The organism is Pseudomonas sp. SK3(2021) (genome assembly GCF_016772375.1).
In the GTDB taxonomy this organism is placed as follows: domain Bacteria; phylum Pseudomonadota; class Gammaproteobacteria; order Pseudomonadales; family Pseudomonadaceae; genus Aquipseudomonas; species Aquipseudomonas chlororaphis_I.
This window is the reverse complement of the sequence record NZ_CP061943.1, coordinates 5,822,862-5,835,429: the sequence shown is the minus strand read 5'-3', so window position 1 is coordinate 5,835,429 and position 12,568 is coordinate 5,822,862. Positions and strand designations below refer to the sequence as shown.

General features: G+C 62.4%; 13 protein-coding genes. 7 read left to right on the top strand and 6 right to left on the bottom strand.

The genetic code is table 11. The annotated features are described in order from the left end of the window. Positions 1–2: 2 nt before the first annotated feature. From IF690_RS25865 to IF690_RS25855, 3 genes are all read right to left on the bottom strand, one after another. Positions 3–293, bottom strand: coding sequence for a HigA family addiction module antitoxin (locus IF690_RS25865; RefSeq protein ID WP_202697988.1), 291 nt, complete (start codon positions 291–293; stop codon positions 3–5). Positions 294–308: 15 nt separating this feature from the next. Further along, positions 309–587, bottom strand: coding sequence for a type II toxin-antitoxin system RelE/ParE family toxin (locus IF690_RS25860; RefSeq protein WP_202697987.1), 279 nt, complete (start codon positions 585–587; stop codon positions 309–311). A gap of 108 nt (positions 588–695) precedes the next feature. After that, a complete protein-coding gene (locus IF690_RS25855; protein WP_202697986.1) occupies positions 696–1,937 on the bottom strand; it encodes an MFS transporter in 1,242 nt (413 codons plus the stop codon). A 501-nt stretch (positions 1,938–2,438) separates the two neighbouring features. On the opposite strand from IF690_RS25855, the gene IF690_RS25850 reads away from it, so the two are divergent. The 3 genes from IF690_RS25850 (at position 2,439) to IF690_RS25840 (ending at position 5,145) form a co-directional block, all read left to right on the top strand. Then, positions 2,439–3,875 carry a cytochrome ubiquinol oxidase subunit I gene (locus IF690_RS25850; RefSeq protein ID WP_202697985.1) on the top strand — a complete coding sequence of 479 codons (1,437 nt, stop codon included), beginning with the start codon at positions 2,439–2,441 and terminating at the stop codon, positions 3,873–3,875. Positions 3,876–3,878: 3 nt separating this feature from the next. Continuing rightward, positions 3,879–4,886 (top strand): cytochrome d ubiquinol oxidase subunit II, encoded by a 1,008-nt coding sequence (gene cydB, locus IF690_RS25845; RefSeq protein ID WP_202697984.1) that lies wholly within the window; start codon positions 3,879–3,881, stop codon positions 4,884–4,886. Between the two features lie 91 nt (positions 4,887–4,977). Continuing rightward, positions 4,978–5,145, top strand: coding sequence for a DUF2474 domain-containing protein (locus IF690_RS25840; RefSeq protein WP_202697983.1), 168 nt, complete (start codon positions 4,978–4,980; stop codon positions 5,143–5,145). 155 nt (positions 5,146–5,300) lie between these two features. Here the strand turns inward: IF690_RS25840 and IF690_RS25835 are convergent, their stop codons facing one another. Continuing rightward, positions 5,301–6,425: a methyltransferase gene (locus IF690_RS25835; protein WP_202697982.1), complete on the bottom strand. Its 1,125-nt coding sequence runs from the start codon at positions 6,423–6,425 to the stop codon at positions 5,301–5,303. Between the two features lie 228 nt (positions 6,426–6,653). On the opposite strand from IF690_RS25835, the gene IF690_RS25830 reads away from it, so the two are divergent. Continuing rightward, positions 6,654–7,430 carry a ferredoxin--NADP reductase gene (locus IF690_RS25830; RefSeq protein ID WP_202697981.1) on the top strand — a complete coding sequence of 259 codons (777 nt, stop codon included), beginning with the start codon at positions 6,654–6,656 and terminating at the stop codon, positions 7,428–7,430. Positions 7,431–7,487: 57 nt separating this feature from the next. On the opposite strand, the gene mscL (IF690_RS25825) is transcribed toward IF690_RS25830, so the two are convergent. Together mscL (IF690_RS25825) and mscL (IF690_RS25820) are read right to left on the bottom strand one after the other, a co-directional pair. Then, positions 7,488–7,892, bottom strand: coding sequence for a large-conductance mechanosensitive channel protein MscL (gene mscL, locus IF690_RS25825; RefSeq protein WP_202697980.1), 405 nt, complete (start codon positions 7,890–7,892; stop codon positions 7,488–7,490). A gap of 299 nt (positions 7,893–8,191) precedes the next feature. Beyond that, the gene (gene mscL / locus IF690_RS25820) at positions 8,192–8,596 is read right to left on the bottom strand and encodes a large-conductance mechanosensitive channel protein MscL (RefSeq protein WP_016703708.1); all 405 of its coding nucleotides are present in this window, start codon (positions 8,594–8,596) and stop codon (positions 8,192–8,194) included. A gap of 286 nt (positions 8,597–8,882) precedes the next feature. Here mscL (IF690_RS25820) and katB point away from each other — a divergent pair, with 286 nt between their 5' ends. The 3 genes from katB to radA all read left to right on the top strand — a co-directional run bounded on the left by katB (position 8,883) and on the right by radA (position 12,560). After that, the gene (gene katB / locus IF690_RS25815) at positions 8,883–10,424 is read left to right on the top strand and encodes a catalase KatB (RefSeq protein ID WP_202697979.1); all 1,542 of its coding nucleotides are present in this window, start codon (positions 8,883–8,885) and stop codon (positions 10,422–10,424) included. Between the two features lie 173 nt (positions 10,425–10,597). Further along, positions 10,598–11,146 (top strand): ankyrin repeat domain-containing protein, encoded by a 549-nt coding sequence (locus IF690_RS25810; RefSeq protein ID WP_202697978.1) that lies wholly within the window; start codon positions 10,598–10,600, stop codon positions 11,144–11,146. A 46-nt stretch (positions 11,147–11,192) separates the two neighbouring features. Continuing rightward, a complete protein-coding gene (gene radA, locus IF690_RS25805; RefSeq protein ID WP_202697977.1) occupies positions 11,193–12,560 on the top strand; it encodes a DNA repair protein RadA in 1,368 nt (455 codons plus the stop codon). Positions 12,561–12,568: the final 8 nt, after the last annotated feature.

Here is a 12,568-nt window from a genome sequence, read left to right as displayed (position 1 = left end):
GATCAGCAGACATGAGCGGCAATGGGCTCGGTGCGCGGTAACAGGGTTTGTTCGGTCTGCCAGATATCGTAGTCAGCCTGTACCGCCAGCCAGACCTTGGCTTTACCTATTCCGGCGCGTTCGAGCCTTACCGCCAGTTCCGGCCGGATCGGCGCGTGGCCGTTCAGCACCTTGGAGAGATGGGGGCGGGCGTAGCCAAGACGCCTGGCCAGTTCCGTCACGCTGATTCCCAACTCGGGCAATACATCCACACGCAGTGTTTCACCGGGGTGTGGCGGGTTGTGCATGGGCATGATCCTGCCTCCTGTTCAGTGGTAATCCAGATAGTCGACCAGCTCGATATCCGAACCCGTAAAACGAAAAATCACTCGCCAATTGCCCGATACGGTCAGTGACCAGTATCCGCGACGCTCGCCCTTGAGCGGATGCAACCGCCATCCCGGGAGGTCGAGGTCGTCAGGCTCTGTCGCGTGATCCATGAAAGGCAGCATGCGCGCCAGGCGCCTTGCATGATCGGCCTGGATCCCTCGAGTCGATCCCGTTTCATAGAAGGCCTTGAGGCCTTTGTGCTGAAAGGATTTGATCATGCGGCGAGTGTAAGGCGATACCTTACACTCTTCACAGCGGACATGTATTGCAGCGCGTGAATCGGACGATCAACGGCGACGTCCTGTGAGGTTCCTGTCTGCCTCGAATCAGGCCTTGGCTTCTTCTTCCCGCGGCGCATGCATGCGATCGCGACTGGCCAGGGTCGGGAACAGTTTTACCCACAGCCCGGTCACCAGCAGGGTGCCGGCCCCGCCGAGGACCACCGCCGGCACGGTGCCGAACCAGTGGGCGGTAAGCCCGGACTCGAACTCGCCGAGCTGGTTGGAGGCGCCGATGAACAGGCCGTTCACGGCACTGACCCGGCCACGCATTTCGTCCGGGGTTTCCAACTGCACGAAGGAGGCGCGGATCACCATGCTGATCATGTCCGCCGCGCCCAATACCACCAGCACCAAGAGCGAGAACCAGAACGAAGTCGACAGGCCGAAGGCGATGGTGGCGACGCCGAACACGCCGACGGCGGTGAACATCACCCGTCCGACATGGCGGTCGACGGCAAAGCGCGCCAGCCACAGCGACATCAGCAAGGCCCCCACCGCCGGCGCCGAGCGCAGCAGGCCCAGGCCCCAGGCGCCGGTGAGCAGGATGTCCTTGGCGAACACCGGCAGCAGCGCGGTGGCACCACCGAGCAGCACGGCGAACAGGTCCAGGGAGATCGCCCCGAGGATGTCCGGCCGGCTGCGAATGAAGCGTACCCCGGCCAGCAACGAATCCAGGGTGGCCTTGCCCTTGTTCAGCGGCGTCTGCCGCGCGGGCAGGTTGAGCATCAGGCAGCAGGCGATCACATACAGCAGCACGGTCGGGCCATAGACCCACACGCTGCCAAAGGCGTAGAGCAACCCGCCAAGGGCCGGCGCGACGATGGTCGCCGATTGCTGGGCGGACTGGGCGGCCGCCACGGCGCGCGGGAACAGCGCGCTGGGCACGATGCTCGGCAGCAGTGCCTGGGTGGTCGGCATCTCGAAGGAACGGGCGGCGCCCAACAGGAAGGCGAGGATGAAGATCATCTCGCGGGTGACGTTGTGGGTGGCGCTGCCGATGGCCAGGGACAGGGCGATCAGCGCCTGCAACGACTGGCAGATGGCTGCCACCTTGCGCCGGTCATAGCGGTCGGCCACATGCCCGGTGTGCAGCATGAACAGCACCCGCGGCGCGAACTCCACCAGCCCGACCAGGCCCAGGTCGAGCACGTTGCCGGTCAGTTGGTAGAGGTTCCAGCCGATGGCCACGGTGAGCATCTGAAAGCCGCTGGCGGTGAAGATCCGCGCCAGCCAGAAAGCAATGAACGGACGGTGATGGCGAAGCAGCAGAGGGTCTTGGCTGGGCATCTGAAAGGCAGGTCTGGGCGTGGAATAGGGCGAGGTTATCACCAAGATGTAACCAATAGTTGCAAAATCGTTAGCCTCGCATCTATCCCGTTTATTCGAAATAGCCCAATCCCTGTAGCCGCTGCCGCAGGCTGCGATAAGGGCCGAAGGACCTTCGACGGCGCAGAAATCGCCACGACCGTTGCGGCCGATCGCAGCCTGCGGCAGCGGCTACAGGGAGAGCAAAATTCCAGGAAAACCCCGTTCTTGACGTGGTGAGACAACCTGTCACGCGACAAAAGACCACACAAACCAATAGCAAAAATGCGACTACTCTTTCAGCGTTGATTGATCCAGATCAAAACCTTTTCCAAGGTTGGGTCTGGCGGCCACATGGCCAGACTCCCTGCGTTGCGATGGGTTTAAAAAGAACGAATTCGAATTCGCCACACTCCATATCCGTGGGGGCAGTGGGTGCAGGCCTCCAGCCGGCAGCCGGTATTACCTGACAGAGGAAAGCTTATGTTCGGTTTGGAGGCACTAGATCTCGCCCGAATTCAGTTCGCGTTCACTATCTCGTTCCACATCCTGTTCCCCGCCATCACCATTGGTCTGGCGAGCTACCTGGCGGTGCTCGAAGGTTTGTGGCTCAAGACCCGCGACGATACCTACCGTGACCTGTATCACTTCTGGTCGAAGATCTTCGCCGTCAACTTCGGCATGGGGGTGGTCTCGGGCCTGGTCATGGCCTATCAGTTCGGCACCAACTGGAGCCGCTTCTCCGACTTTGCCGGTGCCGTTACCGGGCCGCTGCTGACCTACGAAGTGCTCACGGCATTCTTCCTCGAAGCCGGCTTCCTCGGCGTGATGCTGTTCGGCTGGAACCGGGTCGGGCGCAAGCTGCACTTTTTCTCCACCGTGATGGTGGCCATCGGTACACTGATTTCGACCTTCTGGATTCTTTCGTCCAACAGCTGGATGCAGACCCCGCAAGGCTACGAAATCATCGACGGCCGAGTGATTCCGGTGGACTGGCTGGCGGTGGTGTTCAACCCGTCGTTCCCGTACCGCCTGGCGCACATGGCCACGGCCGCCTTTGTCGCTACCGCATTCTTCGTCGGTTCGTCCGCTGCCTGGCACCTGCTGCGCGGCCGCGACAACCCGGCCATCCGCCGCATGTTGTCGATGGCGATGTGGATGGCCCTGATCGTCGCGCCGATTCAGGCCGTGATCGGCGACTTCCACGGCCTCAACACCCTCAAGCACCAGCCGGCGAAAATCGCCGCGATCGAAGGGCACTGGGAAAACGTCGGTAACGAGCCGACCCCGCTGATCCTGTTCGGCTGGCCGGACATGAAGGAAGAAAAGACCAAGTTCGCCGTCGAGATTCCGTATCTGGGCAGCATCATCCTCACTCACTCGCTGGACAAGCAGGTGCCGGCGCTCAAGGAATTCCCGCCGCAAGACCGACCGAATTCGACCATCGTGTTCTGGTCGTTCCGGATCATGGTCGGCCTGGGCATGCTGATGATCCTCACCGGCCTGTGGAGCCTGTGGCTGCGCAAGCGTGACCGCATCTACCAGAACCGTGCGTTCCTGTATCTGGCGCTGTGGATGGGCCCGTCCGGCTTGATCGCGATCCTCGCCGGCTGGTTCACCACCGAGATCGGTCGTCAGCCGTGGGTGGTCTACGGACTGATGCGCACCGCGGATGCTTCGTCCGGGCACAGCCTGATGCAGATGAGCATCACCCTGGCACTGTTTGTCGTGGTGTATTTCTCGCTGTTCGGTGTCGGTATCGGCTACATGATGCGCCTGGTGCGCAAGGGGCCGAAGACCAACGAAGGCGCGGAAATCAGCCACGGTGGTCCTGGCCAGAAACGCACGCCGGCCCGTCCGCTGTCGGCCGCCGACGACGATGCCGAAGACAACGGCACCAGCCTGAACAAGGGGAATTGAGTCATGGGTATTGATCTTCCGCTGATCTGGGCCGTGATCATCATCTTCGGCATCATGATGTACGTGGTCATGGACGGGTTCGACCTGGGCATCGGGATTCTCTTCCCGTTCGTCAAGGACGCCCGCGACCGTGACGTGATGATGAACACCGTCGCCCCGGTCTGGGACGGTAACGAAACCTGGCTGGTCCTGGGCGGTGCCGCGTTGTTCGGCGCCTTCCCGCTGGCCTATTCGGTGGTGCTCTCGGCGCTGTACATGCCGCTGATCCTGATGCTCATCGGCCTGATCTTCCGCGGCGTGGCCTTCGAATTCCGCTTCAAGGCCAAGGAAGCCAAGCGCCACATCTGGGACAAGGCCTTCATCGGCGGTTCGGTGGCGGCAACCTTCTTCCAGGGCCTGGCGCTGGGTGCCTTCATCGATGGCCTGCCGGTGGTCGACCGCCAGTACGCCGGCGGTTCGCTGGACTGGTTCACGCCGTTCACCCTGTTCTGCGGCGGCGCGCTGGTGGTGGCCTATGCCTTGCTCGGCTGCACCTGGCTGATCATGAAGACCGAAGGCAAGCTGCAGGAGCAGATGCATGACCTGGCGCGGCCGTTGGCCTTCGTGCTGCTGGGCGTGATCGGCATCGTCAGTATCTGGACGCCGCTGGCCCACCCGGAAATCGCTTCGCGCTGGTTCACCCTGCCGAACCTGTTCTGGTTCCTACCGGTGCCGATCCTGGTGCTGGTGACCCTGTACGGCCTGCTGCGCGCCGTGGCCCGCAACGCTCACTACACGCCGTTCCTGCTGACCCTGGTACTGATCTTCCTCGGCTACAGCGGCCTGGGCATCAGCCTGTGGCCGAACATCGTGCCGCCGTCGATCTCGATCTGGGACGCCGCTGCGCCGCCGCAAAGCCAGGGCTTCATGCTGGTGGGTACGCTGTTCATCATCCCGTTCATCCTGGGTTACACCTTCTGGAGCTACTACGTGTTCCGCGGCAAGGTCACCCACGAAGACGGCTACCACTAGTCAATGCGCTGCTCCCCGTGCGGGAGCGGACGTGCTCGCGATGGCGCCCCGAGCGGCGCCATCGTCCCGATTCCGAGAGGAGTATTCGATGATGGCCGGTAAACCCACGTTGCAGGAAATCGAAGAAGCCGAGAAGAAACCGCTCTGGCAGCGCCTGGGCTGGCTCGCCGGAATCTGGGGCGGCAGCGTGCTGGCGCTGTTTATCGTCGCCAGCCTGATGCGCATGTTCATGAACGCCGCGGGCCTGACCACACACTGATTTTCACCACCGCTCATCCCATCCCGTTGCCTTGCGGCACGGTTTTATAACCCTCCTCTGGAGGGTTTTTTTTGGCCTGGTGGTTTTGTAAGAGAAGGCGCGCGCGAGCTGGCGATGGTCGTGCAGTCGACTACGAGTGGGGCGACTACGGGGGATTACTTGCGCGCCTTGAGGATCACGAACTTGGGCGTGGCGGCCACTTGCTCGACGCCGCGGAACAGTCGCGCCAGCTTGCTGTGATAGCCCAGGTGACGGTTGCCGACAATGTACAGCGCGCCGCCCACCACCAGGGCTTCGCGGGCTTGCTGGAACATGCGCCAGGCGAGGAAGTCGCCGACCACCTGCTGCTGATGGAAGGGCGGGTTGCACAGCACCACGTCCAGCGACTGCGGCTCCTGGCCGGCCAGGCCGTCGCCGGCGCGCACGATCACTTCGCGCTCGCCCAGGGTTGCACGCCAGTTCTCCAGGGCCGATTGCACGGCCATGAAGGATTCGTCCACCAGGGTGTAGTGGGCATCGGGGTTGTGCAGGGCGCTGGCGATGGCCAGCACGCCGTTGCCGCAACCCAGGTCCGCGACCCGGGCCTGGCCGAGGTTTTTCGGCAGGTGCGGGAGGAAGGCGCGGGTGCCGATGTCCAGGCCTTCGCGGCAGAATACGTTGGCGTGGTTGAGCAGCTCGATGGCGGGCTCGTCGAGCGTGTAGCGGGTCGGGTAGGGGGAAACCGCCGGGGTTTTCGCCTCCGGGGTGGCGATCAGCAAGCGGGCCTTTTTCACCGCCAGCGAGGCCTGCACCGGGCCGATATAGCGCTCCAGCAGGTCGCCGGCGGCCCGCGGCAGATGCTTGACCATCGCCGCCGCCACCACTTGGGCGCCCGGGGCCAGTTGGCCTTGCAGGCGGATCAGCTGTTCTTCCAGCAGGGCCAGGGTCTTGGGCACGCGGATCAGAACGCGGTCGAACGGTCCGCTCAGCGGCTCGCTGGCCGGCACCACCGTGACGGCGTCGAATGGCTGGCCATTGCGTACCAGGTTTTTCTCCAGCGCCAGCGCGCCGAGAAACGAATCGCCGCTGCTGCGTAGCTGCACGTGCCCGACCAGGCTGGCCGCCAATGCGCCGAAGCTGTCGTTGAGGACCAGCACCCGGGTATCAGCCGCCAGTTGCTGTTCGGCCAGGTGATTGAGCAGGTACTCGTCCGCCGCGTCGAAAGCTTGCAGGGGCTCGTTCTGTTGTTCGGGCTGGCGGATCAGGTCGAGCTGGGCGAAGGGGCTTTCGAGCAGGGGCATGGGACGGACTCTTGGTAATCGGTGAATGTCCTGCCGGCGGGAGGGGCGCGATGCGGGCTGGACCGTTCGGGCAGGTGGCGCGCAGGCCACGTGGCAGGTGCCCGAAGAGGGGGCCAATGGTACGTTTTTTTGCGCCCGATTGCCCGCGCTCTATGCCATTACAAACCGCCGGTGTTTCTGTCGCGCGCTTTGCGGGACACTAAGGGCATTCGCTTATTGGAGCCTGCCATGACTGCCAGTGCAGAAAAATACACGCGCCAGACCTTGCTCGACGTCCAGCCCCTGACCCCCAGCCTGTTTACCCTGCGCGCCACGCGGGACGCGGGCTTTCGCTTTCGCGCCGGGCAATTCGCCCGCCTGGGCGTGACCAAGGCCGATGGCAGCACGGTGTGGCGCGCGTACTCCATGGTGTCTTCGCCCTTCGACGAGTTTCTCGAGTTTTTCTCCATCGTCGTGCCCGGCGGCGAGTTCACCAGCGAACTGAGCCGGCTGGGGGAGGGCGATACCCTGATGGTGGACCGGCAGGCGTTCGGCTATCTGACTCTCGACCGTTTCGTCGATGGCCGCGACCTCTGGCTGCTGTCCACCGGCACCGGGATCGCGCCTTTTGTCTCGATCCTCCAGGACTTCGAAGTCTGGGAGAAATTCGAGCGGATCATCCTGGTCTACAGCGTGCGCGAGGCCAAGGAGCTGGCTTATCAGCAATTGCTGGCCGAACTGAAACAGCGCGATTATCTGGCGGAAGTCGCCGACAAACTGCAAGTCATCACCACGGTGACCCGGGAGCGGCATCCGGGCAGCCTTAATGGGCGGATCACCCATTTGATCGAGAGCGGTGAGCTGGAGCGCGTCGCTGGCGTGCCCCTGAGTGCCGAGCATTCACGAGTAATGCTCTGCGGCAACCCGCAGATGATCGACGACACCCGTGCCCTGCTCAAACAGCGGGGTATGCACCTGAGCCTGACCCGGAGGCCCGGGCAGGTGGCGGTGGAAAACTACTGGTAAAAAAATGGCGCCGCCTGCAATACCGGCAGGGGGCGCCGTTTTGTTGCGGCAGCAGTCTCAGGGCTTGTTGTTCTGCGCCTTGAGCAGGTCGCGGATCTCGCCCAGCAGCGTTTCTTCCTTGGTAGGCGTGGCCGGTGCCACGGCTTCTTCACGCTTCAGGCGGTTGATCACCTTCACACCCATGAAGATGGCGAAGGCAACGATGATGAAGTCGATCAGGCTCTGGATGAACTTGCCGTAGGCCAGCACCACGGCCGGCGTCTCGCCGATTGCGTCCTTGAGCGTGATCGCCAGATCACTGAAGTCCACCCCACCGATCAGCAAGCCGATTGGCGGCATCACCACATCGCCAACAAACGACGAAACGATCTTGCCGAATGCGGCGCCGATGATAATACCGACGGCCATGTCGACCACATTACCTTTGACCGCGAAGGCCTTGAACTCACTTAGCACGCCCATAGACATTCCTTATTGCAGATGAGATAGGGTGAACTCTGTAATTGCACCCAGCCTTATGTGGAGGGTTAGGAACAATATCGAGATGTAAGCACTTTTACTGTAGGAAAAGTCCTAAGCCTCACGAAAGTATTGGTAAAACCCTGCGACCGTTCCGAGTCGCTTCACATAAGTCCGTCTCTCAGGTCGATGGGTGTCGTTTCTTGGCCTTAGCGCGAACAGTCCTATTCAGTAGGTGCAGGTAAAAAAATGGCGCCGCCTGCAATACCGGCAGGGGGCGCCGTTTTGTTGCGGCAGCAGCCTCAGGGCTTGTTGTTCTGCGCCTTGAGCAGGTCGCGGATCTCGCCCAGCAGCGTTTCTTCCTTGGTAGGCGCGGCCGGTGCCACGGCTTCTTCACGCTTCAGGCGGTTGATCACCTTCACACCCATGAAGATGGCGAAGGCAACGATGATGAAGTCGATCAGGCTCTGGATGAACTTGCCGTAGGCCAGCACCACGGCCGGCGTCTCGCCGACGGCGTCCTTGAGCGTGATCGCCAGATCACTGAAGTCCACCCCACCGATCAGCAAGCCGATTGGCGGCATCACCACATCGCCAACAAACGATGAAACGATCTTGCCGAATGCGGCGCCGATGATAATACCGACGGCCATGTCGACCACATTACCTTTGACCGCGAAGGCCTTGAACTCACTTAGCACGCCCATAGGTTATTCCTTGTTACAGATGAGGTTGGTGAACGCAGTGTAATTCAGCGAGAGGCATCTTGCTTGAAACAACGGATTACAGCGTTCGGAGTTATCGACCGGGTTAGCGGCAAATAGTTTACAAAGTGCCATCAATCGCGCGCGAAATACCCGTGCTTGCTCTTACATACCAGAATATTTTTTCAATCGGACTGTTGCGACCTTTCTATTTAGATTTCGACTCTTTGGTCACTAGCCTCTGACAGGCGCACCTGGATGCGCTTGATTAAAACCAGAGGAATAAAACATGACCCTGATCATTGGCCTTGGGACTTTTTCCCAACGACGCATAGTGGGCGTACTCGCCGCCAGTCTGCTTTCTCTTTCCGTACAGGCCGCCACTCTGACCCGCGATAACGGCGCGGCGGTGGGCGATAACCAGAACTCGCAGACCGCGGGCGCTACCGGGCCGGTGTTGCTGCAGGATGTGCAGTTGATCCAGAAGCTCCAGCGATTCGATCGCGAGCGCATTCCAGAGCGGGTGGTGCATGCCCGTGGTACCGGTGCCCATGGTTCCTTCACCGTGACCGACAGCCTGAGCGACCTGACCAAGGCCAAGGTATTCGCCGCCGGCCAGGTCACGCCGGTATTCGTGCGTTTTTCCGCGGTAGTGCACGGCAACCATTCGCCGGAAACCCTGCGTGACCCGCGTGGTTTTGCCACCAAGTTCTATACCGCCGACGGTAACTGGGACCTGGTCGGCAACAACTTCCCGACCTTCTTTATTCGCGACGCGATCAAATTCCCGGACATGGTTCATGCGTTCAAACCTGATCCACGCACCAACCTGGATGACGATTCCCGTCGCTTCGATTTCTTCTCCCATGTTCCGGAAGCCACCCGGACCCTGACCGAGCTGTATTCCAATTCCGGTACTCCGGCCAGTTACCGGGAAATGGATGGTAATGGCGTGCACGCCTACAAGTTGGTGAATGCCAAGGGCGAAGTGCATTACGTGAAGTTTCACTGGAAGAGTTTGCAGGGCATCAACAACCTCGATCCCAAACAAGTGGTCGAGGTGCAGGGTCGTGATTACAGCCATATGACCAATGACCTGGTGACGCATATCAACAAGGGCGATTTCCCGAAATGGGACCTGTATGTCCAGGTCCTGAAGCCGGAAGACCTGGTCAAGTTCGATTTCGATCCGCTGGATGCCACCAAGATCTGGCCGGGCGTGCCTGAGCGCAAGGTCGGGCAGATGGTACTCAACCGCAACCCGGCCAACGTGTTCCAGGAAACCGAGCAGGTGGCCATGGCCCCGGCCAACCTGGTGCCGGGCATCGAGCCGTCGGAAGACCGCCTGCTGCAAGGGCGGGTGTTCTCCTATGCCGATACCCAGCTGTACCGCTTGGGCGCTAACGTCCTGCAACTGCCGGTCAACGCGCCGAAAGTCGCGGTGAACAACGGTAACCAGGACGGCGCGATGAACAGCGGCAGCACCAGCACCGGCGTGAACTACCAGCCGAGCCGACTGATGCCGCGTGAGGAGCCGCAAAGCGCGCGTTACAGCCAGCTGGCGCTGAGTGGCAGCACCCAGCAGGCGAAGATCCAGCGCGAGCAGAACTTCAAGCAGGCCGGCGACCTGTATCGCTCGCTGAGCCAGAAGGAGCGCCAGGACCTGATCGAGAACTTCGGCGGTTCCCTGGCGACCACCGATGACGAGAGCAAGCACATCATGCTGTCGTTCCTCTACAAGGCCGATCCCGAGTACGGCACTGGCGTGACCAAGGTGGCCAAGGGCGACCTGGCCCGGGTCAAGGCCCTGGCCGCCAAGCTGCCGGATTAACCTCAACCAGCGTCACGCCCAGGCGTGACGCTTCCTCTTCTGTAGGCGCGAGGCTTGCCCGCGATGGGCCGTACAGCGGCCGCGTTCTACCTGACGAGCGTATTCGCCCGGTCGGAAGTCATTGCGGGCAAGCCTCGCTCCTACAGGTTTTTGTAAGGCAAGGGAGTCGCACCATGCGCTTGTTCATTTCGCTGCTGCTGGCCGCCTGCTCGCTGGGCGCCTATGCGCAGCAACCGGTCCCCACGGATCCGGCGGCGATCAAGGCCCAGTTACAGAATTACTACTTCGATGCGGCCCGTCGTGGCGACGTCGAGATGCTCAATACCTTTATCGAGGCCGGTTATTCCCTCGATACCCAGGACGAGAAGGGCTACACCGCCCTGATCCTTGCGGCGTATCACGGCCAGGGACCGGCGGTGGAGCGTTTGCTGGCCGCCGGTGCCGATGCCTGCGCCCAGGATAAAAGAGGCAACACGGCGCTGATGGGCGCCATTTTCAAGGGCGAAGTGAAGATCGCCCGGCGCCTGCTGGCCACCGACTGCAACCCCGACCAACGCAATGGCGCCGGCCAGACCGCGGCCATGTACGCCGGGCTGTTCAAGCGGGTGGAGCTGCTCGATGCCCTGGCGACCAAGGGCGCCGACCTGAATGCCGAAGATCCGCTGGGCAACAGCGCCGCGCGTCTGGCCGACGGCGAAATCCACACGGCCGCGCCGCGCTGATCCGCTCCAGCTGAGCTATCATCGCGGTTTTTGCCGGGGGGATCAGATGGCCAAGGCCAAGCGCATGTACGGCTGCACCGAGTGCGGCGCAACCTTTCCCAAGTGGGCCGGCCAGTGCGGCGAATGCGGAGCCTGGAACACCCTGACCGAAACCATGGTGGAAAGCGGCGCCGCCGCGGCCCCCAGCGGTCGCACCGGCTGGGCCGGGCAGCAGGCGCAGATCAAGACCCTGGCCGAGGTCAGTGTCGAAGAGATCCCGCGCTTTTCCACGGCTTCCGGCGAACTGGACCGGGTGCTCGGCGGCGGTCTGGTCGACGGTTCGGTGGTGCTGATCGGCGGCGACCCGGGGATCGGCAAGTCGACCATTCTGTTGCAGACCCTGTGCAACATCGCCACCCGCATGGCAGCGCTCTACGTCACCGGTGAGGAGTCGCAGCAACAGGTGGCGATGCGCGCCCGGCGCCTGGGCCTGCCCCAGGACCAGCTGCGGGTGATGACCGAAACCTGCATCGAAACCATCATCGCCACGGCCCGGCTGGAGAAGCCCAAGGTCATGGTGATCGACTCGATCCAGACCATCTTCACCGAGCAGTTGCAATCGGCCCCTGGCGGGGTTTCCCAGGTGCGCGAAAGCGCGGCGCTGCTGGTGCGTTACGCCAAGCAGAGCGGCACGGCGATCTTCCTGGTGGGCCACGTGACCAAGGAGGGCGCGCTGGCCGGGCCGCGGGTCCTCGAGCACATGGTCGACACCGTGCTGTATTTCGAAGGTGAGTCCGACGGCCGCCTGCGCTTGCTGCGGGCGGTGAAGAACCGCTTCGGCGCGGTCAACGAGCTCGGCGTGTTCGGCATGACCGACCGCGGCCTGAAAGAGGTTTCCAACCCGTCGGCGATCTTTCTCAGCCGTGCCCAGGAAGAGGTCCCGGGCAGCGTGGTCATGGCCACCTGGGAAGGCACCCGGCCGATGCTGGTGGAAGTCCAGGCGCTGGTGGATGACAGCCACCTGGCCAACCCGCGGCGGGTCACCCTGGGCCTGGACCAGAACCGCCTGGCGATGCTGCTGGCGGTGCTGCACCGCCACGGCGGCATTCCGACCCACGATCAGGACGTGTTTCTCAACGTGGTCGGCGGGGTCAAGGTGCTGGAAACCGCGTCCGACCTGGCGCTGATGGCGGCGGTGATGTCCAGCCTGCGCAACCGGCCGTTGCCCCACGATCTGCTGGTGTTCGGCGAAGTTGGCCTGTCCGGCGAGGTACGCCCGGTGCCGAGCGGCCAGGAGCGCCTCAAGGAGGCGGCCAAGCACGGTTTCAAACGGGCCATCGTGCCCAAGGGCAATGCCCCGAAAGAGCCGCCGCCGGGCCTGCGGATCATCGCGGTAACCCGTCTGGAGCAGGCGCTGGATGCGCTGTTCGAATGACCCCTTGT

Bases quoted from the DNA above. Each gene is read 5' to 3' on its own strand.
- mscL (WP_016703708.1), bottom strand. From the start codon at position 8,596: ATGGGCGTGCTAAGTGAGTTCAAGGCCTTCGCGGTCAAAGGTAATGTG.
- mscL (WP_202697980.1), bottom strand. From the start codon at position 7,892: ATGGGCGTGCTAAGTGAGTTCAAGGCCTTCGCGGTCAAAGGTAATGTG.
- IF690_RS25840 (WP_202697983.1), top strand. From the start codon at position 4,978: ATGGCCGGTAAACCCACGTTGCAGGAAATCGAAGAAGCCGAGAAGAAA.
- radA (WP_202697977.1), top strand. From the start codon at position 11,193: ATGGCCAAGGCCAAGCGCATGTACGGCTGCACCGAGTGCGGCGCAACC.
- IF690_RS25860 (WP_202697987.1), bottom strand. From the start codon at position 587: ATGATCAAATCCTTTCAGCACAAAGGCCTCAAGGCCTTCTATGAAACG.
- IF690_RS25850 (WP_202697985.1), top strand. From the start codon at position 2,439: ATGTTCGGTTTGGAGGCACTAGATCTCGCCCGAATTCAGTTCGCGTTC.
- IF690_RS25830 (WP_202697981.1), top strand. From the start codon at position 6,654: ATGACTGCCAGTGCAGAAAAATACACGCGCCAGACCTTGCTCGACGTC.
- IF690_RS25855 (WP_202697986.1), bottom strand. From the start codon at position 1,937: ATGCCCAGCCAAGACCCTCTGCTGCTTCGCCATCACCGTCCGTTCATT.
- IF690_RS25865 (WP_202697988.1), bottom strand. From the start codon at position 293: ATGCCCATGCACAACCCGCCACACCCCGGTGAAACACTGCGTGTGGAT.
- IF690_RS25835 (WP_202697982.1), bottom strand. From the start codon at position 6,425: ATGCCCCTGCTCGAAAGCCCCTTCGCCCAGCTCGACCTGATCCGCCAG.
- IF690_RS25810 (WP_202697978.1), top strand. From the start codon at position 10,598: ATGCGCTTGTTCATTTCGCTGCTGCTGGCCGCCTGCTCGCTGGGCGCC.
- cydB (WP_202697984.1), top strand. From the start codon at position 3,879: ATGGGTATTGATCTTCCGCTGATCTGGGCCGTGATCATCATCTTCGGC.
- katB (WP_202697979.1), top strand. From the start codon at position 8,883: ATGACCCTGATCATTGGCCTTGGGACTTTTTCCCAACGACGCATAGTG.